General features: G+C 72.3%; 23 protein-coding genes and 4 pseudogenes. 12 read left to right on the forward strand and 15 right to left on the reverse strand.

The features are described 5' to 3' along the window. Window positions 1-12: 12 nt before the first annotated feature. Together OG371_RS45285 and OG371_RS45290 are read left to right on the forward strand one after the other, a co-directional pair. Window positions 13-486, forward strand: a pseudogene (locus OG371_RS45285) (glycosyltransferase family 9 protein); the annotation flags it as partial. Beyond that, entirely contained in the window at window positions 479-1,780 is a 1,302-nt protein-coding gene (locus tag OG371_RS45290; protein ID WP_329063607.1) for a UDP-glucose dehydrogenase family protein, read from the forward strand. The pseudogene OG371_RS45285 and the gene OG371_RS45290, both read left to right, overlap by 8 nt. 8 nt (window positions 1,781-1,788) lie before the next feature. Here the strand turns inward: OG371_RS45290 and OG371_RS45295 are convergent, their stop codons facing one another. Together OG371_RS45295 and OG371_RS45300 are read right to left on the reverse strand one after the other, a co-directional pair. Next, complete coding sequence (locus OG371_RS45295) at window positions 1,789-2,865, reverse strand: FUSC family protein (RefSeq protein WP_329063609.1); 1,077 nt, start codon at window positions 2,863-2,865, stop codon at window positions 1,789-1,791. Further along, window positions 2,862-4,238: an aldehyde dehydrogenase family protein gene (locus OG371_RS45300; protein WP_329063611.1), complete on the reverse strand. Its 1,377-nt coding sequence runs from the start codon at window positions 4,236-4,238 to the stop codon at window positions 2,862-2,864. The genes OG371_RS45295 and OG371_RS45300 overlap by 4 nt, the downstream gene beginning before the upstream one ends. Window positions 4,239-4,339: 101 nt before the next feature. Between OG371_RS45300 and OG371_RS45305 the strand changes: the two genes are divergently transcribed. Together OG371_RS45305 and OG371_RS45310 are read left to right on the forward strand one after the other, a co-directional pair. Continuing rightward, on the forward strand, window positions 4,340-5,812 hold the full coding sequence (locus tag OG371_RS45305; protein WP_329063613.1) for an HAD-IIIA family hydrolase: 1,473 nt from the start codon (window positions 4,340-4,342) through the stop codon (window positions 5,810-5,812). Beyond that, window positions 5,809-6,081 (forward strand): annotated as a pseudogene (locus OG371_RS45310) (glycosyltransferase family 9 protein); the annotation flags it as partial. The gene OG371_RS45305 and the pseudogene OG371_RS45310, both read left to right, overlap by 4 nt. Here the strand turns inward: OG371_RS45310 and OG371_RS45315 are convergent. Continuing rightward, window positions 6,067-6,819, reverse strand: a pseudogene (locus tag OG371_RS45315) (ATP-grasp domain-containing protein); the annotation flags it as partial. The pseudogenes OG371_RS45310 and OG371_RS45315 sit on opposite strands and share 15 nt — an antisense overlap. Before the next feature lie 279 nt (window positions 6,820-7,098). On the opposite strand from OG371_RS45315, the gene OG371_RS45320 reads away from it, so the two are divergent. After that, the gene (locus OG371_RS45320) at window positions 7,099-7,545 is read left to right on the forward strand and encodes an SRPBCC family protein (RefSeq protein ID WP_329063614.1); all 447 of its coding nucleotides are present in this window, start codon (window positions 7,099-7,101) and stop codon (window positions 7,543-7,545) included. 24 nt (window positions 7,546-7,569) lie between these two features. Here OG371_RS45320 and OG371_RS45325 read toward each other — a convergent pair whose 3' ends face one another. From OG371_RS45325 to OG371_RS45340, 4 genes are all read right to left on the reverse strand, one after another. Continuing rightward, window positions 7,570-9,162 (reverse strand): phytoene desaturase family protein, encoded by a 1,593-nt coding sequence (locus tag OG371_RS45325; protein WP_329063616.1) that lies wholly within the window; start codon window positions 9,160-9,162, stop codon window positions 7,570-7,572. Window positions 9,163-9,189: 27 nt separating this feature from the next. Further along, window positions 9,190-10,266, reverse strand: a complete 1,077-nt coding sequence (locus tag OG371_RS45330) for an NAD-dependent epimerase/dehydratase family protein (RefSeq protein WP_329063618.1) — start codon at window positions 10,264-10,266, stop codon at window positions 9,190-9,192. Window positions 10,267-10,414: 148 nt separating this feature from the next. After that, window positions 10,415-10,894, reverse strand: a complete 480-nt coding sequence (locus OG371_RS45335) for a DUF6098 family protein (RefSeq protein ID WP_329063620.1) — start codon at window positions 10,892-10,894, stop codon at window positions 10,415-10,417. Between the two features lie 86 nt (window positions 10,895-10,980). Then, window positions 10,981-11,208 carry a DUF2188 domain-containing protein gene (locus OG371_RS45340; RefSeq protein ID WP_329063622.1) on the reverse strand — a complete coding sequence of 76 codons (228 nt, stop codon included), beginning with the start codon at window positions 11,206-11,208 and terminating at the stop codon, window positions 10,981-10,983. 371 nt (window positions 11,209-11,579) lie between these two features. Here OG371_RS45340 and OG371_RS45345 point away from each other — a divergent pair, with 371 nt between their 5' ends. Then, window positions 11,580-12,371, forward strand: coding sequence for an SDR family oxidoreductase (locus OG371_RS45345; RefSeq protein ID WP_329073440.1), 792 nt, complete (start codon window positions 11,580-11,582; stop codon window positions 12,369-12,371). 64 nt (window positions 12,372-12,435) lie between these two features. Here OG371_RS45345 and OG371_RS45350 read toward each other — a convergent pair whose 3' ends face one another. From OG371_RS45350 to OG371_RS45375, 6 genes and pseudogenes are all read right to left on the reverse strand, one after another. Then, complete coding sequence (locus OG371_RS45350; RefSeq protein WP_329063624.1) at window positions 12,436-12,687, reverse strand: DUF3072 domain-containing protein; 252 nt, start codon at window positions 12,685-12,687, stop codon at window positions 12,436-12,438. A gap of 5 nt (window positions 12,688-12,692) precedes the next feature. Further along, the gene (locus tag OG371_RS45355; protein ID WP_329063626.1) at window positions 12,693-13,148 is read right to left on the reverse strand and encodes a hypothetical protein; all 456 of its coding nucleotides are present in this window, start codon (window positions 13,146-13,148) and stop codon (window positions 12,693-12,695) included. Window positions 13,149-13,265: 117 nt separating this feature from the next. Further along, a pseudogene (locus OG371_RS45360) lies at window positions 13,266-15,243 on the reverse strand (aconitate hydratase). Window positions 15,244-15,340: 97 nt separating this feature from the next. Beyond that, the gene (locus OG371_RS45365; RefSeq protein ID WP_329063628.1) at window positions 15,341-16,468 is read right to left on the reverse strand and encodes an NAD(P)-dependent malic enzyme; all 1,128 of its coding nucleotides are present in this window, start codon (window positions 16,466-16,468) and stop codon (window positions 15,341-15,343) included. A 196-nt stretch (window positions 16,469-16,664) separates the two neighbouring features. After that, window positions 16,665-17,477 (reverse strand): family 1 encapsulin nanocompartment shell protein, encoded by an 813-nt coding sequence (locus OG371_RS45370; protein ID WP_329063629.1) that lies wholly within the window; start codon window positions 17,475-17,477, stop codon window positions 16,665-16,667. A gap of 5 nt (window positions 17,478-17,482) precedes the next feature. Then, window positions 17,483-18,043, reverse strand: a complete 561-nt coding sequence (locus tag OG371_RS45375) for a hemerythrin domain-containing protein (protein ID WP_329063631.1) — start codon at window positions 18,041-18,043, stop codon at window positions 17,483-17,485. A gap of 173 nt (window positions 18,044-18,216) precedes the next feature. Here OG371_RS45375 and OG371_RS45380 point away from each other — a divergent pair, with 173 nt between their 5' ends. After that, window positions 18,217-18,588 carry an STAS domain-containing protein gene (locus OG371_RS45380; RefSeq protein WP_329063633.1) on the forward strand — a complete coding sequence of 124 codons (372 nt, stop codon included), beginning with the start codon at window positions 18,217-18,219 and terminating at the stop codon, window positions 18,586-18,588. A gap of 1 nt (window position 18,589) precedes the next feature. Here the strand turns inward: OG371_RS45380 and OG371_RS45385 are convergent, their stop codons facing one another. Then, a complete protein-coding gene (locus tag OG371_RS45385) occupies window positions 18,590-19,801 on the reverse strand; it encodes a PP2C family protein-serine/threonine phosphatase (protein ID WP_329060881.1) in 1,212 nt (403 codons plus the stop codon). Window positions 19,802-20,033: 232 nt separating this feature from the next. On the opposite strand from OG371_RS45385, the gene OG371_RS45390 reads away from it, so the two are divergent. From OG371_RS45390 to OG371_RS45410, 5 genes are all read left to right on the forward strand, one after another. Next, the gene (locus OG371_RS45390) at window positions 20,034-20,477 is read left to right on the forward strand and encodes an ATP-binding protein (RefSeq protein WP_329063635.1); all 444 of its coding nucleotides are present in this window, start codon (window positions 20,034-20,036) and stop codon (window positions 20,475-20,477) included. Between the two features lie 66 nt (window positions 20,478-20,543). Continuing rightward, window positions 20,544-20,741 (forward strand): hypothetical protein, encoded by a 198-nt coding sequence (locus tag OG371_RS45395; protein WP_329060877.1) that lies wholly within the window; start codon window positions 20,544-20,546, stop codon window positions 20,739-20,741. 108 nt (window positions 20,742-20,849) lie between these two features. Beyond that, on the forward strand, window positions 20,850-21,809 hold the full coding sequence (locus tag OG371_RS45400) for an acyl-CoA dehydrogenase family protein (RefSeq protein WP_329063636.1): 960 nt from the start codon (window positions 20,850-20,852) through the stop codon (window positions 21,807-21,809). Further along, complete coding sequence (locus OG371_RS45405) at window positions 21,806-23,071, forward strand: PIG-L family deacetylase (protein WP_329063638.1); 1,266 nt, start codon at window positions 21,806-21,808, stop codon at window positions 23,069-23,071. Before OG371_RS45400 ends, OG371_RS45405 begins: the two co-directional genes overlap by 4 nt. After that, complete coding sequence (locus OG371_RS45410; RefSeq protein WP_329063640.1) at window positions 23,068-23,760, forward strand: glycosyltransferase; 693 nt, start codon at window positions 23,068-23,070, stop codon at window positions 23,758-23,760. Before OG371_RS45405 ends, OG371_RS45410 begins: the two co-directional genes overlap by 4 nt. Window positions 23,761-23,770: 10 nt before the next feature. Here OG371_RS45410 and OG371_RS45415 read toward each other — a convergent pair whose 3' ends face one another. Then, window positions 23,771-25,138: a cytochrome P450 gene (locus OG371_RS45415; protein WP_329063642.1), complete on the reverse strand. Its 1,368-nt coding sequence runs from the start codon at window positions 25,136-25,138 to the stop codon at window positions 23,771-23,773. Window positions 25,139-25,165: the final 27 nt, after the last annotated feature.

A 25,165-nucleotide genomic window follows, 5' to 3' on the forward strand; every position in this document is an offset into this window, starting at 1 on the left:
TAACAGGGCGGCCCCGGCGCCGCCCATCCCGCGCGCCGATGGCCGCCGGCCCGCTTCGCGGGTGTGGTCCGTGAGCTGGCGGCGGCCGGGCACCAGGTCGTGGTCACGGGCAGCGCGGCAGAACGACCGCTCGCGGTGGAGGTCGCCGATCGGGCGGGCCTCGGCGAGGACGCGGTGCTGGCGGGGCGCACCGGCCCCGGCGAACTTGCCGCGCTGGTGGCGGCCGCGGCGCTCGTCGTCTGCGGCGACACCGGCGTGGGCCACCTGGCGACGGCCTTCGGCACGCCGTCCGTGCTGCTCTTCGGCCCGACGCCGCCCCGGTTGTGGGGCCCGCCGACCGAGGCACGCCAGCACGTCGTCCTGTGGGCGGGCGATGTCGGCGACCCGCACGCCGACCAGCCCGATGCCGGTCTGCTCCTGCTCCGCGAAGACCGGGTGCTCGCGGCCGCGAGGGCGGCGCTGGCGGAGCGGGTGGCCCATGGCTGAGCGGATCGGTGTGCTCGGCGCCGGCTACGTCGGGCTGACCAGCGCGGCCTGTTTCGCCCGGCTCGGACACCAGGTGACCTGTGTGGACACCGACGCGTCCAAAGTGGACTCCCTGCGGCGCGGGCAGGTCGGAATCGAGGAGCCCGGCCTGCCCGAGCTGGTCGTCGCGGGACTGCGGGCCTTCGCCCTCGACTTCACCACCGGCGTCGCGGACCTGAGCGGGTGCGGCGTCGTCCTGCTCTGCCTGCCGACGCCACCGGGCGCGAACGGCAGCCCCGACCTCGGGGTGCTGGAGGCCGCACTGCCCGGCCTCGGCGCCGTGCTCGCGCCGGGCGCGGTCGTGGTCACCAAGTCGACCGTCCCGGTCGGCACAGCGGAGCGGCTGCCGGCGCTGCTCGGCCGCGACGACGTGACCGTGGTGAGCAACCCCGAGTTCCTGCGGGAAGGCCACGCCGTGCACGACTTCCTGAACCCGGACCGGGTGGTGCTCGGTGCCGGGCCGGCGGACTCCGCCGCCGCGGATCGCGTCGCCGCGCTCTACGAGCCGACCGGCGCGACCGTGGTGCACACCGACCCCGCGAGCGCGGAGCTGGCCAAATACGCCAGCAACGCCTTCCTCGCGGTGAAAGCGTCCTACGCGAACGTGCTGGCCGAACTGTGCGAGACCTGGGGAGCCGATGTCCGCGAAGTGGGCCGCACCATGGGCGTCGACCCCAGGATCGGGCCGCACTTCCTCTCGCCCGGCCCCGGCTGGGGCGGCTCCTGCCTGCCGAAGGACACGCGGGCGCTCCTGCACGCGGCCGAGACGGCCGGGGTCGGATTCGACCTGGTACGCGACGCGATGCGGGTCAACGAACGCCAGTGCGCGCGGATGGTCCGGCTGGCCCGCCGAGCCGCCACCGGGACTGTCGACGGTTCACTCGCGGGCGTCCGGATCGGCCTGCTGGGCCTGGCCTTCAAGGCGGGCACCGGCGACCTGCGGGACTCCCCCGCCGTCGCCGTCGCCACCGAGCTCGCCCGCCGCGGCGCCGAACTGACCGCGCACGACCCCGCGGTCACGTCCGGTGTCGACGGCCTGCAGCTGGTCGACGACCCGTACCTGGTGGCGAAGGACGCGGCCGCGCTGGTGCTGCTGACCGAATGGCCGGAGTTCCGCGACCTCGACTGGCCCCGCCTCGCCGCGGCCTGCGAACGGCCGGTCGTCGTCGACACCCGCAACCTGCTCGACCCCACGATGCTCGCGCAGAGCGGTTTCACCTGCTTCGGGCTCGGCACCGCGCGCGACCGGTCGTAACGTGCCGGTCAGCGTTGTTCGAGCTGCTGCAGCAGGTGCCGCGCGGGCAGCGCCATGGCGCCAAGCCCCAACGTCGCGGTGACGCCGTCGTCCGACGCGACGAGCCGCTTCTCGACCTGTTCGAGCAATTCGCGGCAGCTGTCGAGGTCGACCGCGCTCGCCGGGTCCGCCGTCGAGCGGACCGCGTCAGCGAACCGGTCGAACAGGTCGGCGACCACCCGGCGGGCATCGGACCACGGGTAACCGAACGGCTCCCGGCCCTCGGTGACACCGCGGATCGCCGCCACGAGCTGCTCCGCGGGCAGCCACAAGCCGATCAGCTTCTCCAGCGGACGCTCACGGTCCCAGCCGGCCCACGGGCCGCGGCTACGCAGGTTGAGATAGCGGCCTTCCCTCGTCAGCCCGAGTGCGTCGCGGGCGGCCCCGACGAGGCTGCGCACGTCGCGCGCCTCCGCCAGCCACTCGTCGACGTCCTCGGGCGGCTCGTCCCGGCGGACCAGTTCGGCCGTGGTCTCCAGCAAGCCGGCGAGGGCCTGCCCGAGCCGGTCGGCCGCCGCCGCAAGCCGGTCACCGTGCAGCGGCGGGAAGACCAGCGCGTTCACCGCCAGCCCGACGGCGGCACCCAGCGCGGTCTCCAGCAGCCGGTCCCCGAGCAGGTCCAGGTTCTGCTCGGTGCCGTAGGAGACGACCAGCAGCCCGGTCACCCCGACCCAGACCCCGGAGCTGCCGAAGCGCCGCCACGAACCGGCCAGCAGCCCGGCGAACACGACCACCGCCAGGGTCACCGTGGGCCAGGGGACGAGTCGCGCGGCGACCCAGGCCAGCAACACTCCCGCGGTCACCGACCCGACCTGCTGCGCCCAGCTGCGCAGGGAACGGTAGACGGTCGTCTCGACCAGGAACACCGCCGCGTACGGCGCGAGGAACGGCTGGGTCAGCTGGAGGGCCCGGGTGGCGATCAGCCACGCCGCGGTCGCGGCCAGCGCCGCCTTGGCCGCCTGGATCAGGGTGTGCCGCTCCTGCCCCCGCACCCGGACGGCGCGGGCGAGCCACCCGGCCGGGGTGCGGTCGTGCCACCAGCTCACGCGGTCTCCGGCAAACCGAGGTGCACCACCTTGGTCTGGGTCATTTCGTCGAGCAACTCCGGTCCATAGCCGTACCCATTGCCGCTACGCCGCCGGGGCTGCGCGGCCCCGCCCGGCGCCCCGCCGAACACGGCGTTCACCTTGACCGTGCCGGCCGGCAGTTCTCGCCAGGCGTGCTGGGCGTGGGCCATCGAGGCGGTCAAGACGGTCGCGGCGAGCCCGTGACTGTCACTGCCCGCCTCGGCGAGCCCCTCTTCGAACGTGTCGACCACCTGGACCGGGGCGACCGGGCCGAAGGTCTCCTCCCGCATCACCCTCAGCTCACCCCAGCAGCCGGTGAGCACCGTCGCCGGGTAGTGCGCGCCGGGACCGGCCGGGATCTCCCCGCCGGTCAGCAGCCGGGCGCCGCGCTGGACCGCGTTCTCGACGTGCGAGTGCACATGGGCGCGGTGGCGGACGTCCGCCAGCGGGGCCAGGCGCCGGGAACGAGCCTGCTCGGTGAGAGCGGCGAGGAACCGTTCGGCGACCGCCTGGTGCACGTAGATCCGTTCCACCGCCACGCAGATCTGGCCCGAGTTCGCGAAAGCCCCCAGCGCGGCCTGGCCGGCGGCCCACTCCGGGTCCACGTCGGCGTCGACGACGAGCGGGTCGTTGCCACCGTTCTCCAGAAGGGCCTTCGCCCCGGTGGCGGCGGCACTGGCGGCGATCGAACGGCCGGTCGCGCTGCCGCCGACATGGGCCAGCACGTCGACGTCGTCCCGCACCGCGAGCAGCGCGCCGACCCGGCCGTCGCCCTGCAGCGTCTGCACCACGCCGGCCGGGTACACCCCGGCGAGCACGTCGCCCAGCAGCGCGCCGGTGTGGGGTGCGCGCTCACTCGGCTTGTGCACGACAGTGTTGCCGGTGACGGCAGCGGCGCCGAGCAGTCCACACGCGACAGCGACCGGGTCGTTCCAAGGCGTCAGCGCCACCACCACACCGCGCGGTTCCGGCACCATCAGGTCGGTGGCGGCGAAGTCCCCCAACAGGCTCCGTCCCCGGTGCACCGGCCCGAGCTCGGCGTACTGGTCCAGCGTCCCCGCCCCGGCGAGTACACCCTCCCGTGCTTCGTCCCGCGGGCGGCCCGTCTCGGATTCGTTGAGCGACGCCAGTTCATCGGCGTGCGCGCGCAGCCGTTCGGCGGCTGTGTGCAGCAGCACGCCGCGCTCCGCCGCCGGGGTCCGGGCCCAGCCCGGCTGCGCCCGGTGCGCGTACGCGAGCGCGGCGTCGATCTCATCCTGGCCGGCCATCGCGACCGACCCGACCCGGTCGCCACTGGCCGGGTCGCGGATCTCGATCACATCCGTCTGTACGTCCGCTGTGGTCGTCGGCATGCTCTCGGTACCTCCTCGGTCGTCTCCCTCGCCCGGCTACCCGAAGCGGCCGACCGGCACACGGGCCGTTTGACCGGAACCTCGGCGGGTAGCCGGATCCCGTGACTTCTTCCCCCGGCTACACCGTGGTGATCCCGACGACCGGCCGCACCACACTGAGGCCGTTGCTGGAGACGCTGACCACCGCCCGCGGCCCACTCCCAGCCGAGGTCATCGTCGTCGACGACCGGCCTGAACCCGGTGAGCTGGCGGTGCCGGACCAGGTGCGTGTGCTGCGCTCCCGGGGACGAGGGCCGGCGGGCGCGCGCAACCTCGGCTGGTGTGCCGCCCGCACCGAGTGGATCGCCTTCGTCGACGACGACGTGCGGCTCGCATCGGACTGGCCCGAGCAGCTCGCCGCCGACCTGGCCGGCTTGCCGCCCGAGGTCGGGGCTTCCCAGGGGCGGATCGTCGTCCCGCTGCCGCCGGACCGCCGGCCGACCGATGACGAACGGGGCACCGCGGGTCTCGGGACCGCGCGCTGGATCACCGCCGACATGGCCTACCGGCGGGCCACGCTGGTCGAGGCCGGCGGTTTCGACGAACGGTTCCCCCGCGCGTTCCGGGAAGACTCCGACCTCGCGTTGCGCGTCGTCAAGGCGGGCTCCCGGATCATGCCGGGCGAACGGGTCACCGTCCATCCGGCCCGGCGAGCCGGGTTCTTCGCCAGTCTCCGCGCTCAACGGGGCAACGCGGACAACGCGTTGATGCGGCACAAGCACGGAGTTCTGTGGCGGCAGCAGACCGGCGCCGGGCGGGGACGGCTCGGACTGCACGCGCTCACCGTGACCGCCGCCGCGGCCGCCGCCGGATTCGCCCTGACCGGGCGGTGGGGCAAGGCGCTGGCCGCCGCCGGCGCCTGGGCCGGCTTGACCGGTCAGTTCGCCGCCGGGCGCATAGCCGCCGGGCCCCGGACCCCCGACGAACTGGCGCGGATGGCGGTGACGAGCGCGCTGATCCCGCCCGCCGTCTGTTACCACCGGCTGCGCGGAGAGATCGCGGTCCGCCGGAAACGGACCGCGGTGCTCTTCGACCGCGACGACACCCTCATCACGGACGTGCCCTATCTGTCCGACCCGGCGCAGGTCCGGCCGGTGGCCGGCGCGGTGGAGCTGGTCCGCTCGCTGCGGGCCAAGGGCGTCCCGATGGGTGTCGTGACCAATCAGTCCGGTGTCGCGAAAGGACTGATCAGCCCGGAACAGCTGGCGGCCGTGAACGCCAGGGTCGAGGAGGTCTTCGGCCCGTTCGGCACCTGGCAGGTCTGCGTGCACGACGACGGCGAAGGTTGCGCCTGTCGCAAGCCGCGGCCGGGCATGGTGGTGCGCGCCGCCGCGGAATTGGGGGTCGCCCCCGGCGACTGCGTGATGATCGGCGACACCGGCGCCGACGTCGACGCGGCGCTCGCGGCGGGTGCCCGCGCCGTCCTCGTCCCCACGGAGCGGACGTTGGATGCGGAAGTCGCCCGGGCCCGGCGTGACGCGCTGGTGGCCGGCGACCTGGCCGAGGCGCTGCGCCTGACCGGGGCGCTGCGGTGAAAAGCCGGCGCGTGCTCGTCGCCCGGCTGGACAACCTCGGCGACGTCCTGCTCGCCGGCCCCTGCGTGCGGGCGGTGGCCGCGCACGCCGACCACCTCACGGTACTGGCCGGTCCGCACGGACGTGGTGCCGCCGAGCTGCTTCCCGGCGTGGACGAAGTGCTGTCCTGGTGCGCGCCGTGGATCGACCCCGGACCGGCACCGCTGGAGCCGGCCGAGGTCGACGACCTCGTCACCGACTTGCGCGAGCGGGACTTCGATGCCGCCCTCCGGCAGCTGCGACGGGTACTGATGCCGCTGGAACGACGAACGGCCCGGGAAATCGACCGAGTCGAGCGCGGCGTAGACGTGGACCTGGCCCCGCCACAGGTAGCCCTCGACCGCGGCCTGCACCCCCCTCAGCTCGCCCTCGGCCAGGCACGCCGAGCCGCCCACTTCGGCGATTTCGGGCGGCGGCTCGACCCGGCGCAGCACCTCATCGAACGGCTCGCCGACGAGGTCGATCCCCTCACGCATTTCGGCCACCGCCGCGGTGAACGCTTCCTCGTCACGGACATGGAACGCCAACTCCGAGGAGAATGACTTGACCGGTTTGAGCCACATCGGAAATCCCACACCCGGCGGCGGGGACGGGTCCTCGAGGTCCACGATGCCGAACGGTGGCAACTCGTCGATCACCGCGCTCTGCTCGAGCCGGCTCCAGTACTTGTGCTCGCACTTGAGCACCGCCTCCAGCGGCACTTGCGGCAGGCCGTACTCCGCGCACAGGATCGGGACGATCGACGCCGCCGGGAAATCCCAGTAGCTCACGATGGCCGACGGCTCGCCGTCGAACTCCTCGAGCACCCGGCGTGCTTCACCGAGCAGAGCGGTCAGGTCGATCTCGCCGTGCTGGAGCTCGTCCCGGGTCAGCAGACCATGGAACCGGCCGGCGCCGGCACTCGGCAGCCGTCGCAGAACCTGCTCGTTCTCCTCGTCGAGCCCGATGACGAAAATATCGTCGGTCACGTCGTACCTCCGTTCTCCGCTTGCTGATTCCCGGTAGGAGCGGCATCAAACGGACCATCCGGCGGTACCTGGGGCGCACGAAAGATTTCCGGAACATGACGCGCCAAGGCTGTCCAGCCGTCCGGCGCGGGCGAGGCCAACGACGTCAAGACCAAGATCACCTGACGAATCGCAACCGCCAGGCCAGGGAGCGGAAACAACGGAAACAATCGGTTACCGGGCTTCAACCGCAGCCGGCGGGGTAATCCGGCTGTACCGCCGACCAAAGTGGAGGACACCGTGACCGAGGTCAGCCGCGTCATCGACGCGTCGCCGGACGACGTTTTCGCCGTGCTCGCCGACGGCTGGTCCTACGCGGGGTGGGTCGTCGGCAGCTCCCACATCCGCGACGTCGACCAGGACTGGCCCGCCGCCGGCACCCGGATCCGCCACAGTGTGGGCCCCTGGCCGCTGCACATCCAGGATGTTTCGGTGGTGACGGCCGTCGAGCCGGGTGTGTCGCTCACCCTCGAAGCACAGGGCTGGCCGCTCGGCTCCGCGGCGATCGAGCTGACCCTGGTGCCCCAGGGCGCGGGCAAGACGATGGTGCGCATGGCCGAGCACATCGTCGGAGGACCCGGCAAAGTCCTTCCCACGGCGCTCCAAGCGCTGGTCGTGAAGCCACGCAACCGCGAAGCGCTGGCTCGCTTGGCGGACATCGTGGTCGGGCGACGCACCCGGAAGTAACGGATACCCGGCGGCGCACGCGGGTCAGCCGTAGACCGCGCGGTTCGCCGCGCGGATCACCGCGGCGTAGCCGCCGCCCAGATGGCCGGACCGGGCCAAAGCCGCGCGCGCCGCGTTGGCGCCGGGCCCCCCGTGGACCGCTCCGCCCGGGTGCGCCGAGGCTCCGGCCAGGTACAGGCGGTCGACGGGGGTGTCGGCCCGTCCCGTGCCCGGCACCGGACGGAAGAACAACTGCTGGTGGATGGCTGTCGTCCCGCCGTTGATCGCACCGCCGGCCAGTGCCGGGTTGTGAGCAGCCAGCTCGACCGGGCCCTGCGCGTAGCGGCTGGTGATCAGGTCGGCGAACCCCGGTGCGTTCACTTCGACCGTCTTCTCGATGAGCGCGACCTGATGCTTCAGCGCGGCCGGGTCCGATACCGTGCCGCGGGGCACGTGGGTGTAGGCCCATGCTGCCTCGGTACCCGCCGGTGACCGGCTGGGGTCGCTGGTCGTCATCTGCCCGAACAGCAGAAACGGCCGGCTGGGGACGCGGCCTCGCCCGAGGTCGCCGCCGAACGCCGACAGGCCGTCCAGGTCGGCGCCCAGGTGGATCGTGCCCGCCCCGCGCGCTTCGGCGGCCGTCCACGGCACCGGGCCGGAGAGCGCCCAATCCACCTTCACCGTCGCGCTGTCCCACTGGAACCGCTCAAGGTCGTCGACAAGCCGTGACGGCAGCCATTCCCCGGCGACCAGGTTCCCGTACAGCATCGGCGCCGGCACGTCCGCCAGCACCGCCCTGCGAGCCCGGACCGGGTCACCCGCGCGGTCGCGCACGCCCATCGCCCGGCCGCCCGCGACGAGCACCTCACGCACCGGGCGTCCACAAAGGACCTTTCCACCCCGGTCCTCGAGCCGGCGCACCAAGGCCGCAGTCAGCTCTCCGGCCCCGCCCTCGGGCACCGGGAAACCCGCCTCCTGCCCGGCCATCGCGAGCAGCCAGCCGAACACCGCACTGCCCGCGTTGTCCACGGACAGGTCACTGTGCGCGGCGTTCCCGGCCAGGAGCAGCTTGGCGCCTTCGCCGGTGAACAGCTCGTCACCGAAGCGGCGCGCGGGCAGCGTAAGCATCCGGGCCAGGCGCAGGGCCTCGGCAGTTCCGGTCCGGCGCAGCAGCCGCAAGGCCGGGCGGACCGGCGGGAACGGGGTGAACAACGCGTCCAGCAGCGGATCCCGGATCTCCTGCCACTGCGCGAACAACCGGCGCCAGGCGGCACCGTCACCGGGGGCGAACTCGTCGGCAGACGCCGCGGTGCGGTCGAGGTCCCGGGAGAGCACGGCGCATCGGTCGTCCGGAAAGACGTGCGCGAGCACATCGGGAGCGTGCCGCCAGTGAAGCCCGTATCGCTCGAGCTCGAGCCCCCCGATCACCGGCGATACCGCGGTGAGCGGGAAGAAGGCACTGCACAGGTCGTTGCGAAAGCCAGCTTCGGTGACCTCGTCGGTCTGCACTGAACCACCCGGGCGCCCGGTCGCCTCCAACACCAGCACCGACCAGCCGGCGTCGGCCAGGAGGTTGGCCGCGACCAGGCCGTTGTGCCCGGCGCCGATCACCACCGCGTCGGCTGTCTCCGTGCTCACTCAGGTCTCCTGGCTGGTCGGTGGGGATCAGGACTGTGACTGGTGGCTCGGACCCACGCGGGCGAGCGAGCGCAACCGGGACACGGCCCCGTCGCGGCGCGGCGGGGCCAGCGGCGGGCTAGCCCCGCCCGCCCCGGAACGGAGTCCGGCGACCAGTTCGCCCAGAGTGCTGACGGCGTCGTACCGTGGCTGCCAGCCCAGCGCGGTCCCGGCCGTGGTGATGTCGACCAGTGGCGCGCGGTCGGCCAGGTCGAGCCAGCCCGGGTGCAGGGGCAGGGCACCGGTCCGCCACGCGGCGTGCGCGGCGGCGCGGATTACCGGCCGGGGCATCGGAACGCGGCGCCCGCCGAGCGCCGCGGCGAGCGCGTCGGCGTCGAGAACCTCGGCGGCGGCCAGGTTGACCGCACCGGTGAAGCGGGCATCGAGGATCAGCCGGACGGCCTCGGCGACGTCGGAGGTGTGCACGACCTGTGCCCGCAGGTCCGGCCACAGTGGGAGCGGGAGCCGTCGATCACCGACGACGTGCGCGGGCACCATCGGGCCGAGCAGCCAGCGGGCGAACTCCCCCGCCGCCCGGCGGTGCAGGATCGCGCACGGCCGCAGCCGAGCCACCCGCACCTCGGGGTGACTCGCTTCGAACCGGTTCAGCAGGTGCTCGAGACTCGCTTTGCCACGGCTGTAGGCACTGCTCTCGATGCCGTCGCACGGCCAATCCTCGGTCACCTTGGCCCAGCGTGGAGCCGGCCCGTAGGCGGCCACCGAGGAGGCGACGACCAGGTGCGGCACGCCGGCGGCCGCGACCGCCGAGAGCAGGTGCCCGGTGCCGAGGTCGTTCGTCTGCTCCATCGGCGGGTCGTCGCGGGTGGGCGAGATCGCCCACGCCAGGTGGACCACCGCGTCGGCCCCCACGACCAGCTCGGCCAGTTCCTGCTCCGCGTGACGCTCACCGAGGTCCAAGGCCCGCCAGCCGACAGCCCCGAGATAAGGCTCGGCCGTGGTGTCCGGCAACCGGCGTGCCACTCCGACCACGTCGTGCCCCGTTCCGAGAGCGCCGAGCAGCGCCGTTCCGACGTTTCCGGTCGCCCCGGTGATGACAATCCGCACCCCTTCGCCTACCCGCCCACGGAGCCGCGGAAACGACAGTGAGCGGCCGCCGCCGGGTCCCGAGCGAGCGGAACGACCCCGGACCGGTCGTTCGACGCCGGTGTGGAGGGCCGGGCCGAGACCACGGCTGGGGATGGTGCGCCGCCGGTCACTCGGGAAGGTGCGCTGTCCGGCGGTCCATCGGGCCCCATTCCGGAGAGCCCTGCGCGTCGACCAGCTCCCGCGCCTCACGCAGCACCTCGTCCGCCACCCACGCCAACGGCTCGTCACAAGCCACCAGCGGCTCGTTGTCCGGGCCCCGGGCGACCTCACGCCCGCGCAGGAGCCACGGCCGCACGCCGGGGCCCCGGAGGGCCCGCAGGTGCTGGTAGTCATACAGCCGACGGGCCAGCCACAGCCGGGTCGAGCGACCGCGCCACCACGGCTCACACCGCAGCGAGTTGGCCGACAGCCCCGGAAGCTCGACCCCGGTCAGCCCGTCGCGGCTCGCCTGCGCCGCCAGCTCCGGGGCAAGGTCCACGCCCGGCCCCCTCGACCATCGGACGTACAGATCGTCGCCGCCGTCGGACCGGTAGAACCGCGTCAGCTCGTCGAGGTCGGCCACGGTCGGCAGCTCCTCCGAGAACATTCACCGATCCCGGAGGATGAGCACGGCAGCGGTGCTCGACCGGCCGGTGGCGAGGAGCGACCGCCCCTGCTTCGTACGGGCAGCAGCTACTTCTGCGCCGATTTCCTCGGCACGCTGGTCCGGTAGTCTTCTTCGCCGGCGACCTCGCCCTGCTCGTCGAGCACCCGATGAGCCACCCGGCGCGCCTTCGCCATGTGGCGGCCCGTCCGGATGGCTTCTTCCCTGCGTCGCGAGGTACTCGAAGCGCGTACGTGGCCTCGAACCTTGTTCTTCCATAAGCCGTTCTCGCAATAAGTCAGGATGCCGCCGTCCATTCCGGCCGGATACCTCATTTCCCGCATCGCGCGCGAGCGGCGCTGCCCGGCCAGAACCCGTCTCGGTCACTTGGCCGCGAAGCAACTCGCGTCCTGAGTGCAAGAAGAACACCGGTACGGCCCACTGCTGGACCGGTCTCCCGACGATAACCTTTCAAGCCGGCGGCCAGCAAGCGTCGGCAGAGTCCGCTAAGGACAGAGTCTTCGACAGTACCGCCCGGGACCCCGCGCTCACGCCATTCCGCCGGGTCGGGCGGCGAGGGTGTCAACGCGCACGGTGGGGTACCCGGGAACGTCCGATCCCGACGATTCCGGAGGTGCCCGTGTCGCAACCGGCCCAGCAGCAGACCCCGCCCGGCACTACCGCCGCAATGGAACCGCGGCCCGACCACGGCGAGCAGAGTTATCGCGGCTCCGGGAAGCTGACCGGCAAAGTCGCCCTGATCACCGGCGCGGACAGCGGCATCGGCCGGGCGGTGGCCATCGCCTACGCCCGTGAGGGCGCCGACGTCCTGGTCTCCTACCTCGACGAGCACGACGACGCCGAAGAGACGCGCCGCTGGGTCGCGGACGCCGGACGCAAAGCCGTGGTGATGCCCGGCGACGTCGCCGACCCGGCCCACTGCCGTGCCCTGGTCGAGCGCACGGTGGACGAACTCGGCCGCATCGACATCCTGGTCAACAACGCCGCTTACCAGATGAGCCACGAAACGCTCGAAGAAGTCAGCGACGAGGAGTGGGACCACACCCTCGCGACCAACCTCAGCGCGTTCTTCCACCTCACCAAGGCCGCCCTGCCACACCTGCGGGCCGGCGCGTCGATCATCGGCAGCTCGTCGGTGAACTCCGACAACCCCAGCCCGCAGCTGCTGCCCTACGACGTCACCAAGGCCGGCGTCGCGAATATGACCGCGGCGCTGGCCCAGCTACTGGGGCCGAGGGGCATCCGCGCGAACAGCGTCGCGCCCGGTCCGATCTGGACCCCGCTGATCCCGTCGACCATGCCGGAAGACGCGGTGGAGTCCTTCGGCCGGCAGGTGCCGCTGGGCCGCCCCGGGCAACCCGCGGAACTCGCGCCTGTCTACGTTCTGCTCGCCTCCGACGAGGCGAGCTACGTCTCCGGCGCCCGCGTCGCGGTCACTGGCGGCAAGCCGATCCTGTAGGCCGCAGGACGTGGGCGGCCCTCATCTGCCGGCCGGCCTGGGTCCCCCCACGAGGACAGCCCGACTACGCGAACTCCGTGCCGTCATCGGCAGTCGTACTCAAGGTTCCCCGCCCGGTCTGCTGCTGCAGTTCATCGATCAGGCAGGAGGCCTGCGCCCTGGTCATCACGCCTGGAACCGCTCGGCCGATTTCCTGCGCGAGTGTGCGCAAGTACGACTCCTGTGGACCGGTCATCGGCACGTCGTCGGCCGTCCACTCGCTCGGAATATTCTCCGGGTTGCTACCGACGTTTCCACCACTGTTGCTGTCCACCACTGAAATCACTCTTTCGGGTAAGACGCTTCGCCGAAGACGAGCTCATCCGCGAGAATTTCCGCGAACGCGGTGTGTACGCGAAGGTACTGCTGCACCGACATACTCGTTGCCTCACCCGCGAAAAACGGTCCCAAGCGCCGGAACGCCCAGAGACTCCAGCGCACATGCGCCTCGGCTGTGGTGACACGGGCCGATCGCGCGGCGGCGCACGGGCTCGCACCAGCGAGAATCGCCTCGTGAATCAGCATCGGCGTGGACTGCTGCTCCCATTCTCGCATCGACGCCATCGTGGACAGACGATGCAGGAACGTCGCCGGCTCCGCCGGGACCGGGTCGTCCCTCAGCGGCGGATGCGCGGCTCGCCGTGCGCCCGGCAGCGACGGTGCGTCACCAGCTCTTGCTATTGCCCGAGGATCCCAGGTGCCGGCCGTGGCCGGCTCCTCGGTGACCGAATTCGTCATCACTGTCCTCCCACAAGGCTGAACGGCCTTGGGCCGCCCGCATAGCCGTATGCCAGTCAATGCACAACCGCTGAACGTTTACCCGCCGTCAGCCGGTCAAAACCTCCGAGGCTGATCTCACTCGTTCGTATTGCGGCCGGCTGGTGGCTGCGAGAGCAACGGAATTCGCCCGCCGGCGAGCACGGTTTCGACCTGCCGCTCGGAAAGGCGATGGCACAGCCGGTACTCTTCGTCTTTCGTGGCGTTGTGGACAGTCAATTCCCGTCCATCGGCCAGTTTCTGCCGAAGGCCATCGAGCACGAGGGTGTCGTCCGGATCGATGCGCGAGTGGTCGTCGGGGTCGGCGAACTCCAGCGCGAGGATCCCGAAGTTCGCCAGGTTCTGCCAGTGGATCCGGGCGAACGACTTGGCGATCACCGCGCGCAGGCCGAGGTAGCGGGGCGTGATGGCCGCGTGCTCACGGGACGAGCCCTGCCCGTAATTGTCACCGGCGACCACCACGTGACCCGTGCCATCGGCGATCTCTTTCGCCCGGGCAGGGTAGTCCGCGTCGACCCGGGTGAAAGTGAAGTCCGCCAGTTTCGGGATATTCGAACGGAACGGCAGCGCGCGAGCTCCCGCCGGGGAGATCTCGTCGGTGGACACGTCGTCGCCGAGCTTGAGCAGCACTGGGGCTTCGATCCGGTCCGGCAGCTCCGGGAACTCAGGCAGGGCCGAGATGTTCGGCCCCTTCACCAACTCCTCGCGGGCCGCGTCGTCCGGATCCGGGGGCGGCACCAGCATGGCGGTGTTCACTGAGGACCGTTCCGGGGGTTTCACCTCAGGCGGCTCCAGGCCGAGGTCGCCCGCCAGCTGCCGCGGATCGGTGATCCTCCCGGTTAGCGCCGCCGCGGCGGCGGTTTCGGGCGAGCACAACCAGACCGAGTCCTCCGGTGTACCCGACCGGCCCGGGAAGTTGCGGGGAAAGGTGCGAAGGGAATTGTGGCCCGACGCCGGTGCCTGGCCCATGCCGATGCAGCCCATACACCCGGCCTGGTGGATGCGCGCGCCGGCCGTGATCAGGTCGGTCAGCGCGCCCGCCTTGGTCAGATCGGTCAGGATCTGCCGCGACGACGGATTGACGTCGAAGCTGACACCATCCGAGGCCTGCCTGCCCCGCACCATCGCCGCAGCCACGGCGAAGTCCCGGAAACCAGGGTTGGCGGACGAGCCGATCACGACCTGGCCGACCGGCGTCCCGGCCACCTCCCGCACCGGCACCACATTGCCCGGGGAGGACGGCTTCGCGATCAGCGGCTCCAGCCGGCCGAGGTCGATTTCGTCGAGGCGGTCGTACTCGGCGCCGGGATCCGCTTTCAGCTCGGTGAAGTAGTGCTCGCGGCCCTCGGCCCGCAGGAAGGCGCGCACGGCGTCGTCGGCGGGGAACACGGTGGTGGTCGCTCCCAGTTCGGCCCCCATGTTGGCGATCACGTGCCGGTCCATCGCGGTCAGCGAGGCGAGGCCCGGCCCGTGGTACTCGATGACCCGGTTGAGCCCGCCCTTCACGCCGTGGCGGCGCAGCATCTCCAGGACCACGTCCTTGGCCGACACCCACGGCGGCAGCTCCCCGGTGAGGCGGACTCCCCAGATCTCCGGCATCCGCAGGTACAGCGGCTCCCCCGCGATCGCGAGCGCCACCTCGAGGCCGCCGACCCCGATCGCCAGCATGCCCAGCGAGCCGGCCGCGCACGTGTGCGAGTCCGAACCGGCCATCGACCGGCCGGGACGCCCGAAGCGCTGCATGTGGGTGGGGTTGCGAGACACCGTTGCCCGCCTTGGAGAACCACAGCCCGAAGCGCCGGCACGCCGAACGCAGGAACTCGTGGTCCTCGGCGTTCTTCTCGTCGGACTGCAGCAGGTTGTGATCCACGTACTGCACACTGACCTCGGTGCGGGCCCGGTCCAGGCCGAGGGCCTCCAGCTCCTGCATGACCAGCGTCCCGGTCGCGTCCTGGGTCAACGTCTGGTCGACCCGCAGGGCGATCTCCGAACCCGCGACCGGTTCTCCGGACTCCAGATGCGCCGAGATCAGCTTCCGCGCCACCGAGGATCCCATCCGCCGCCTCCCGCGCTCGTCCTTTCCCCCCGACTCGATACCAGGAGTCGTACCCGGGCGGTTACGGCCGCACACATCGCCCGTCCCGGTCGGCGCTTCAGCCGCCCTTCGCCGCGCCGGCGACCGCCTCGGCGACCGCCGGCACCAGAGCCTCGTCGAAGACACTGGGCACGATGTGCTCCCGATCGAGATCGCCGCCCACCACTCCGGCCAGGGCGCGCGCGGCCGCGAGCAGCATGCGGGTCGTCACCCGGACGGCACCGGAGTCGAGCAGGCCCCGGAACATCCCGGGGAACACCAGCACGTTGTTGATCTGGTTGGCCATATCGCTGCGACCGGTCGCGACGACCTCAGCGTGCTCGCGCGCGGCCTCCGGGTCGACCTCGGGATCCGGGTTCGCCAGCCCGAAGACGATCGCCCGGTCGGCCATCCGCCCGATGTCCTCCTCGTCGAGCAAGCCGCCGGCGCTCACGCCGATGAAGACGTCCGCCTCGCGCACAACGTCTCGGAGGCTGCCCTGAGCCGCCCCACCGCGGTTGGTGTGTTCCGCCAGCCAAAGCTTCTCCCCAGTCAGGTCGCGCCCTCCGTGCAGGGCGCCACGACGGTCGCAGACCACGAGCCGGTCGGCGCTGAAGCCCGCGTTCAGCAGGAGCCGGGTGACGGCCACCCCGGCTGCCCCGGCGCCGGAGACCACCACCGAGGTGCCCGCGGGCTCGCGACCGGTCAGTTCGAGCGCATTGTGCAAGGCGGCCAGCACAGCCACCGCGGTCCCATGCTGGTCGTCGTGGAACACGGGCACCTCGAGTTCGTCGTGCAGCCGGCGCTCCACGGTGAAGCACCGGGGCGCGGCGATGTCTTCGAGGTTGATCGCGCCGAACGACGTAGCCAGGTCCTTGACGGTGCGGACCAGATCGTCCGGCTCACGGCTGACTGGGCAGATCGGCCAGGCGTCGACGTCGGCGAAGCGTTTGAGCAGCGCCGCCTTGCCCTCCATCACCGGCAGTGCCGCCGCCGGGCCCTGGTCGCCCAGCCCCAGCAGGGCCGAACCGTCGGAAACAATCGCGACGGAGTTGGCTTTCACCGTCTCCCGCGCGAGCACCGACGGGTCATCGGCGACCCGCTTCGCCAGCTCGGCGACCCCGGGCGTGTACTGCTCGGCCAAATCGTCGGCGTCCTCCAGCCGCACCCGGGCGGTGACCTGTACCTTTCCGCAGCTTCGAGTCATGGCCGCCGGATACCCCGCCGCGCCCGCAGCTGAACCGGAGCGCGAGCTTGTTCACCAAGGCGAGGTGCCCGGGACCGGCCACCGCCTTGCCCAGCGGCCGGAGCACCTGAACGTCGAGTGCGAGCCCGGATTCACGGTGCTCGTCGGGCCGAGGGCGACACTGGATCGACCAGTGCGACGGCACCGCCGGCTGACGTCAGTCGAGGACCAGCGCCGCGTCCGGCTCGGTCACCCGGAAGCTGAAGCTCTCTTCCAGGTAGAGCGTGAGCGTCTCGGCGTCGTGCTGGCTGTAGCCGACCGAGAGGTCCTGGCCGAGTTCCAGGACGAAGTCCCCGCCGGCCAGGCTGAGCACGACGGCGCCGGTGATGCCCGGGGTGCGTTTGACCCGGCCGCCGCCGAGCGCGCGGCGCAGGTGGTCCAGCACGAGCAGGCCGCCGTGCTCGGTGCTCTCCACGATGGCGGTGTGGCCCTCCGGGTTGATCGCCAGCGCGTAGGGTCCGTCGATCCCGTTGCAGCGCAACGTGTTCACCGCGTTCGCCACCAGGTGCGGATACCGTTCCGGGTCGATGCCCAGCGTTCCGTGCTCGTACGGGCTGGCGTCGATGATCCCGCCGATTCCGGCCTCCGGCCAGCCGTGGAACACCGCCCGGTTCTCGATGAGCCCTACCTGGGCGGCCGCCTGGTCCAGGTCGTCGAGTTCCAGGTCGTCGGCTCCGCGTTCGGCGTCCTCCAGCTCGGCGCGCTCGACGGTGAACGGCACGCGCACCTCGACCAGCGGCAGGACCCGGCGCTGCCGGACAGCGGTCTCGCGCTCCCGGGCACTTTCCGGAGCGTCGATGCGACGGGTCCGGCCGAGCGAGGTAGCCGAGTGCGCCCAGCCTTGCGGCCCTTCGACGTCGACCACCTTGCGGGCCGCGAGGTGCGTAACCAGCCGTTCCCGCGCTTCGTCGTCGATCTGGTGCCAGCCTTCGGCCGGGATCGGCGCGAGTTCGCGCATGAGGTGGTTCATCGTGTTCACCGCTCTTTCAGTCCGCCGATGCCGAGGGAACCGTCTTGCGGGGTGTCCTTGCCGGCCTTTTCCTCCTGCTTGGCGACGTAGCGCTCAGGGTCGACGTCGCCGGTGTCGATGCCGTGGCCGTCCTCGTGCTCGGCCTTGAACGCGAGGAACCTGCGGCCGAGCTCTTCGCGCAGCCCCGGGCCGGCGTGCCGGCGGAAGTCGGCGAGCGCGTCGTCCTCCTCTTCGGCCATGTGCTCGCTGTTGGCCGTGCGGGCCTGGCGTACCGCGGCCTGCCAGGCCGCGCTGCCGGCCGGGTGCCGCCTGGTTTCAGCGACCGCGTCGCGGATGTCGTTGTGGTCGCCGACGGCGTCGAGTGTCTCGTCCTCCGCGTCGGCGCCGCGCTGGATCAGCTCGGGGTAGAAGACGGCTTCCTCGGCCGCGGCGTGCAGGTCCAGCAGTGTCGCGAGGGGCGCCCACGCCCGCGCCAGCTCGTCCGGGGAGTCCAGGTCGTCCAGCTCGGCGAAGGCCCGGCGGAACCGATCGTGGTCGTCGAGGATCAGGCTGGTGATGTCGGTCATGGCCATCGAAGGTAGGCCGCCGGTCAGTGCTTCGCTTGTTGGGCCACCGTCGGGCGCTCGCCCGTTCCCGTGCGAAGACGGCACCGCCCGGGCATGATGACCTGGGTTGAGCAGCCAGCCCTGGACCTTTCCTGCCCACGGCGTGAGCCGGGCGGCCGAGCACGGGAACTGTGATGAGCGAGCTGACTGATCCTGCGACCGACCCACCGGGGACGCTCCGCATCGGACGGGCCGACCGGCCGCCGGTGGCCGTGCTGGCGGTGAGCGGCGACGTCGACACGTGCACCGCCCCGCGCGTGACGGCGGCAGTCGCCGAGGTCCTCACCGAGGCGCCGCCGGTGCTGGTGCTCGATCTGACCGCGGTGGAGTTCCTGGCCTCGCCGGGCTTGACCGCGCTGCTGACCATCCGGCGGGGCATGCCGGCCGGCACCGAGCTGCGGATCGTCGCGTCCGGACGCGCGACCCTGCGCCCGATCCAGCTCACCGGGCTGGAGCCGGGCCTGCCGCTCTACCGCACGCTGGAGCAGGCCCTGGCCGCGCCGTGAATCACGGCCCGGCCGGGCGCAGGAGCACCACCAGCGCGACGTCGTCCGGCGAGGGCCGGGCGCCCACCATCGCGGCCATGACGCGCGAACAGGCCCGCTCCGGGTCCTCGACCCGGAGCAGCTCGGTGAGCTGCCGCATCCCCTCGTCGACCGGCCGGTCCCGGCGCTCGACGAGGCCGTCGGTGTAGAACGCAGCGACGGTGCCCGGCGCCAGCGGCACCATGGTGGTGCGCCGGCGGGGCGTCCCGAGGCTCAGGCCGATCGGCGGGTCGGCCGGAGCGGTCACGAGCCCGGCCGGGCGGCCCGCCGAGACCACGACCGGCGGCAGGTGCCCGGCCAGTGACAGCGCCAGCTGCTCGTGCCCGGCGTCGAGCACGCCGTAGGCCACCGTCGCCATCACGCCGTGTTCGAAATGATTGGCCTTGCGGTCCAGCTTGCCGAGCACCTCGGCCGGGTCGTCGCAGTCCAGGGCATAGGCGCGCAGGGCGCTGCGGAGGCGGCCCATGATCACCGCCGCGTCCAGGCCGTGGCCCGACACGTCGCCCATCACGATGCCGAGCCGGTCTCCGGGCAGCCGGAAGAGGTCGTACCAGTCCCCGCCCAGTCCCGCGCCGGCACCCGGTACGTAGCGGGCGGCCGCGCGGAGGCCGTCGATCTCGGGCAGCTTGCCCGGCAGCAGGCTGCGCTGCAGCGCGATGGTCGCTGCCTGGTTCTGCCGCAGGGTCTCGGATCGCAGGACGGCCGCCAGGTGGTCGGCGAGCAACCGGACGACCTCGATGTCGGTGGTGGTGAACCGGCGCTGGTCCACGGACCCGACGTGCAGGACACCGACCAGCTCGGCGCCGGCGAGCATCGGCACGCCGAGCATCGTGCGCAGGCCGCGTTCCCACAGCAGGGAGTTCACTACCGTCGTCTCGTCGACCCGGTCGATGACGACCGGCTCGCGGCGCGCGGCCACAGTGCCGGCGAACCCGGCGCCCACCGACACCCGCACACCCTGGTAGACCTCCTCCTCGAGACCGGCCGCGGCGATGGCGACCAGGTGCTGCGAGGGAGGTTCGTGCCGCAGCACCGTCGCCGTGTCGACCCCGAGAACCGCACACGCCCGGGCGAGCGTCTCCTCGATTCCGCCGGCCCGCCCGGCCGGCCCCTCGTAGCCGGTGATCTCGCTCAGCCGGGTGCGGAACTCCGGCTCCGGCACATCGTGCGTCATGGACAGACCGTAGCCGGGCTGCCCCGACCCGCGACGGAGCAGGTCGCCCGCCGTATGGCGTCTCCGCCGGGCTCGGCAGTACCGTCGGGCCGCCGGGCGGGAACCGGTTCCCGATGCGACGATCGGTCCCGGGGCGCCCGGGCCGGGATCTGCCGGCTCTCCCAGGTGTGTGGTCGGCCGATCCGGGTATGCGGAAGCATCCGTGCAGCGCCAGTGGAGAAAGGGGCCGAAGGTGGCAGCTCCCGGCCCAGGGGCGGACGAAGCGCCCTGGATCATGGACCTGCGGGGTACCGAGCCCGCGCACCTCGCCCGGATCCGCGGCTGGGCGAGATCATCGCTGACCCACCTGGCGCCCGACCACCTCGAGGACGTCCTGATGGTGACCGAAGAGCTCGCCACCAACGCCTACGTGCACACCGACGGACCCAGCTGGGTGCGCCTGACCGCCCTGTCACTGCCGTGCCTGGTGGTGGTCGAGGTCGACGATTCCGCGCGCCTGCGCCCCCAGGTCCGCCGGCCGGACGAGACGAGCCTGCGCGGCCGCGGCATGCAGCTCGTCGACAGCCTCTCCGACACCTGGGGCGTCCACGAAAACCAGGTCGGGAAGACAGTGTGGGCGCGGCTCGGCTGCGGCATCCCGGAGCGGCCCACCTGCGGCGCTCCACCGAATTCCTGAGGGCTTCGCGCCACCGGCGGTAAGGACTCGGTGTTTTCCACGCCGCCGGCGGGTACCCGGCCGACCATGGGCGCCGAGAAGCTGGTCGTGATCGGAAGCGGGGCGACCGGGAAGGGCTTCCTGCGCGGGGAGACGGCCTCGGGCCAGATCTGCCTGCTGGACGAGAAGACCCGCCGGCATCAAGACATCGGGCTCGGCCTCGGCCACCCCATGGTCGAGCTGAGCCCCGGACGTGTCCGGGCGGCCCCGGCCCGTTTCCCGTGACGGCAGCAAGTTCATCGTCTGGTACGAGCGCGGCCGGCGCGCTGACCCACGAGGCACTGACCTGATTCGCGAACGCTGTCCACTGCCGCGGCACACCGAGGAGGCCCCATGACCCTGCTGGCGGACACCCCACCGAAACCGTTGCCGCTGCCCCGCACCTCGGAGACGCTCGGCGCGGAGCTGCGGCGGATGCTCGTGGCCGGCGCGCTCGACCTGCCGCTGACCGGCCGGGGCGCGCTGCTGCGACGGTGGCGCGAGCTGGCCGGCTTCGGCCGCCGCGATCTGGCTCTCGCCCGGCTCGCCGAAGGCCACACCGACGCGGTCGCGATCCTGGCCGAAGCCGGGCAGGCGCCCACATCCCTGTCCCTCTACGGTGTCTGGGCCTCGAAGTCGACCGGGACCGGCGCGAGATTCCACAATGGACGGCTGAGCGGGACCGTCCGGTTCTGTTCCGGCCTCACCGTCCTCGACCGCGCCCTCGTCGCGGCCGGCGACCAGCTGGCCGAGGTGGACCTGTCCGCGGCCGGGGTGGAACGCCATCCGGACGCATGGCAAGCGGTCGGCATGGACGCCTCCGACAGCGGGGACGTGGTCTTCGACGACGTCCCCGTCGAACGGCTGGTCGGGCCGCCCGGCTGGTACCTCGCGCGGCGCGGGTTCGTCCTCGGCGGCACCGGGGTGGCCGCGGTCTGGCTCGGCGGCGCCGCCGGAGTGCTCGACTCGGTGGGCGAAACCCTGCGGGTCAAGGCGGACGGCCATCAGCTCGCGCACTTCGGCGCCCTCCACGCGGCGCTGCGCGGATCCGAAGCACTGCTGGCTTCCGCCGCCGCGACGATCGAGCAGGCCCCCGGCCCGGGCTTGCTGAACGACACCTGCCGGGCGAGCGTCGAACGGACCGCCCGCGACGTGGTCGATCTCGCGCCGCGCATCACCGGCGCCGGGCCGCTGTGCCGCGACCGGCGATTCGCTCAGCAGCTGGCCGATCTCCAGGTGTTCATCCGGCAGCACCACGGCGAGCGGGATCTCGCCGCGCTGGGCCGGGCCGTGCTCGGCGAGGCCGGCGCATGAGGCCGTTCGTCCCGGAGACCGAGTGGACGCGCACGTTTCCCGCCTGGCCGGAGCAGGAGTTCCGCCACGCGCTGATCGTCGCCGCGCATCCCGACGACGAGACGCTGGGCGCCAGTGGCCTGCTCCAGCACCTGCACGCGGCGGGCACCACGGTCTCGCTGGTGGTGGCGACGGACGGCGAGGCCGCGTTTCCCGATTCGGGCGCGGCCGAGCGCCGCGAGCTGGGTCGTGCCCGGCGCGAGGAGCTGGCCCGGTCCCTGGCCGCGCAGGGGCTGCCGGTGGAGCCGGTCTGGCTGGGCCTGCCCGATTCGGACCTGACCGCCCACAGCCACGAACTCGTGGACGCGCTCCGGGCCCACGCGGTGGGTGCCGATCTGTGCCTCATGCCCTGGCCCGAGGACCCGCACCCGGACCACCAGGCCGCCGGGCGGGCCGCGCTGGCCGTCGCCCCGGACTCAGCGCACTGCTGGTCCTACCCCATCTGGCTGTGGCACTGGCGCGAACCCGACGCCGCCGGCATACCCTGGCACCTCGGGCACTCCTACCGGCTCACCACCGGCGAACGGTCGGCGAAGGCCGCCGCGATCCGCGAATTCACCTCGCAGCTTCGCCCCGGGCCCCGAGGCGAAGCACCGATCCTGCCCGCGGAGGCGCTGGCCCACTTCGACCGCCCGGTGGAAACGTTCTTCCGGCAACCACCGGAACGCTCGGCGCCGGTCGCCCGGTTCGCCGAACTGTACGACGGCGCGGACGATCCGTGGCAGGTCGAATCCCGTTGGTATGAAAGACGAAAGCGCGCGTTGCTCCTGGCCTCGCTGCCCCGGGCGCGCTACGGCACGATCGTCGAACCCGGCTGCGGGACGGGAACACTGACCAGGCAGCTGGCCGGCCGGTGCGACCGCTTGGTCGCGTTCGACCCGGTGCCCGCCGCCGTGGCCCAGGCCCGTGCGGCCGCGCCGGGCGCCGACGTCCGCCACGGACTGGTGCCGGACGCGATCCCGCCCGGCCCGGTCGACCTGTTCGTCTACAGCGAACTCCTGTACTACCTGGACGAGACGGACCTCGAGAAGACGATCGAGGCCTCGGTGGCCGCGCTGCGCCCCGGTGGCGACCTGGTAGCCGTGCACTGGTTGCCGTGGGCGCCGGAGGCCCCGCACGAGGGCGCCGCCGTGCACGAGCGGCTCGCCGCGCATCCCGCCCTCGACCCCCTGGTGACTCATCTCGACGAGCAGTTCCGCCTGGACGTGCTGAGGCGCCGGTGATCACCGCGGTCGCCGTCGTCCTGCCCGCACGCGACGAAGCCCCCTCGATTCCCGGCTGCCTGCACGCGATCCGGCGTTCGCTGCGGCGGCTGCCGGTGTCGGTCGAGCGGACCGTCGTCCTGGTCGCCGACCGGTGCACCGACGACACCGCCGACCGAGCCCGGTCCTCGGCCGAGGTGGTCGTCAGCCACGCGCCACTGACCATCGGCGAGCTCCGCGATCTGGGCTGCCGCACCGCGCTTTCACGCCTGACCGGGCATCGGGCATCGGAAGTGCTGCTGCTCAACACCGACGCGGACAGTGAAGTGGACCAGCACTGGGCAGCCCGGCACCTGGCCCGCGCCCAGCACGGCGGCCACGCCACGACCGGCCCGGCCCACCTCATCGGCCCGCCGCCAGGCGGCCCCGGCGCCGCTGCGCGCTACCGGAAACTGGTCGAAACAGCAGACCGCGAGGCCGGCAACGTCTACGGAGCCAACCTCGCGGTCCGCGCCGACGCCTACACCGCCGTCGGCGGATTCGGCCGCATCGCCACCGGCGAAGACCATTCCCTGTGGCGCCGTCTCGAAAACGCCGGATACCGGCTGGCACAGGAGCCCGGCGCCCTGGTCCGCACCAGCGCACGACTCGACGGGCGGGCACCCGGCGGATTGTCGGCGCTGCTGCGCACGCTCGCCTCAGGACGGTAACGGCGCAGGTCTACCCGCGGCCGGCGACGCCGAACCGCAGGCCGAAGTTGTCCACTGTGTCCGGTAGCCGGCCGGGCACCAGCTCGGTGCCGTGCAGCCGGAAGTCGTGGTCCTGCACCAGGTTGCCCAGCACCATCGAAGTGGTGAACAGCACCAGGTCGCGCCCGGGGCACGCGCCCGGGCCGGCGCTGAACGGGACCAGGGCCGGGTTCTCAGCGGCAGTGCCGTCCAGCCAGATGCCCGGCGCGTAACGGTCGGCGTAGGGCAGCTGCTCGGCATCGCGGTGGAAGTACGGCGTGTAGATCAGGAACGACGTGTTCGACGGCCCCCACGCGGTCTCCGCGCGGCTCTCCCGCAGCAGCGCCGGCGTGGTCGGCCACAACCGCACCGATTCCAGCACGCTCGCGCGAAGGAGGGGAAGCTGTTGCGGCTGCGTGAGATCCGCGTCGCCCAATTCCCGCCGGGCCTCGGCCAGCTCGTCCGGGTGAGTGGCCAGCAACGCCAAGGCACGGAAGACGACGATGCCCGCGGCGTCGAACGCGAACAGCCAATGCGGCAGCTGCCCGGCCGGGTCCGCGTCGCCCTCCGCCGGTGCCGAGGCGAGAGCGGCGGCGAGGCTGCCCGGGCGGCGGAGCGCTACCTGGCGACGGACGAGGTCCAAGAAGGGCTGCTCGGTCCTGTGGCGCTTCGGATGGGCGTAGGCCCAGTTGGCGTCGATCCGCAGCTTCGCCAGGGTGTCGGTGACCTCGCGGTCCTCGGCGGTGTCGCCGCCCAGGGTCACGGTGCGCACGATCGTCCACCACTGGGTGTTGAAGGTGTCCCAGTCGAGTTCGCCACCGGAGCGCAGCATCGCCTCGACCGCCTCGGCGGCCGCCTTCGCCCACGGTGCGGCCAGCTCGTGGATTTCGCGGCCGGGCTGCAGCACGGTTTCGTTGATCTTCCGCCGCTCCGCGCGCTCGGCGCCCTCGGAGATCAGCGCCCCATGGGGCTGGAAGTGGCCCAGTGCGGCCTTTTTCTCCTTGGTGGCCGGGCTGAACGGCGACGGTGTGCCGGCCAGCAGCGTCCCCACCTCATCGGGCGACAACACCAGGTCGAAGGACCGCCCGGGGACCCGCAAACGCAGCGGCCCGCTGCCGTAGCGCCGCCGCAACCGCTGGTGCAGCCTGATCGCGCGCTGGTCGAGCTGGAGTTTCTGGGCCAGCGCCATCGCCCGCGGACGCCGTTTGACGACTCCGCCCAGCAGAGTGGGCAGCATCACCTGAGCGGTCACGCGAAGGGTGTCCGTCACCGATGCCCGCGAAAGCGGTTCCATCCGCCGTTGCGCGGCCTTCATCGCCTGCTCCGAGGGAATGGCACTGGGGCCTCGTCGGGTAGCCATGGTTCCGGCTACCCGTTTCCCGAAGGG

It is taken from the genome of Amycolatopsis sp. NBC_01480, assembly GCF_036227205.1.
Taxonomy (GTDB): Bacteria; Actinomycetota; Actinomycetes; order Mycobacteriales; family Pseudonocardiaceae; genus Amycolatopsis.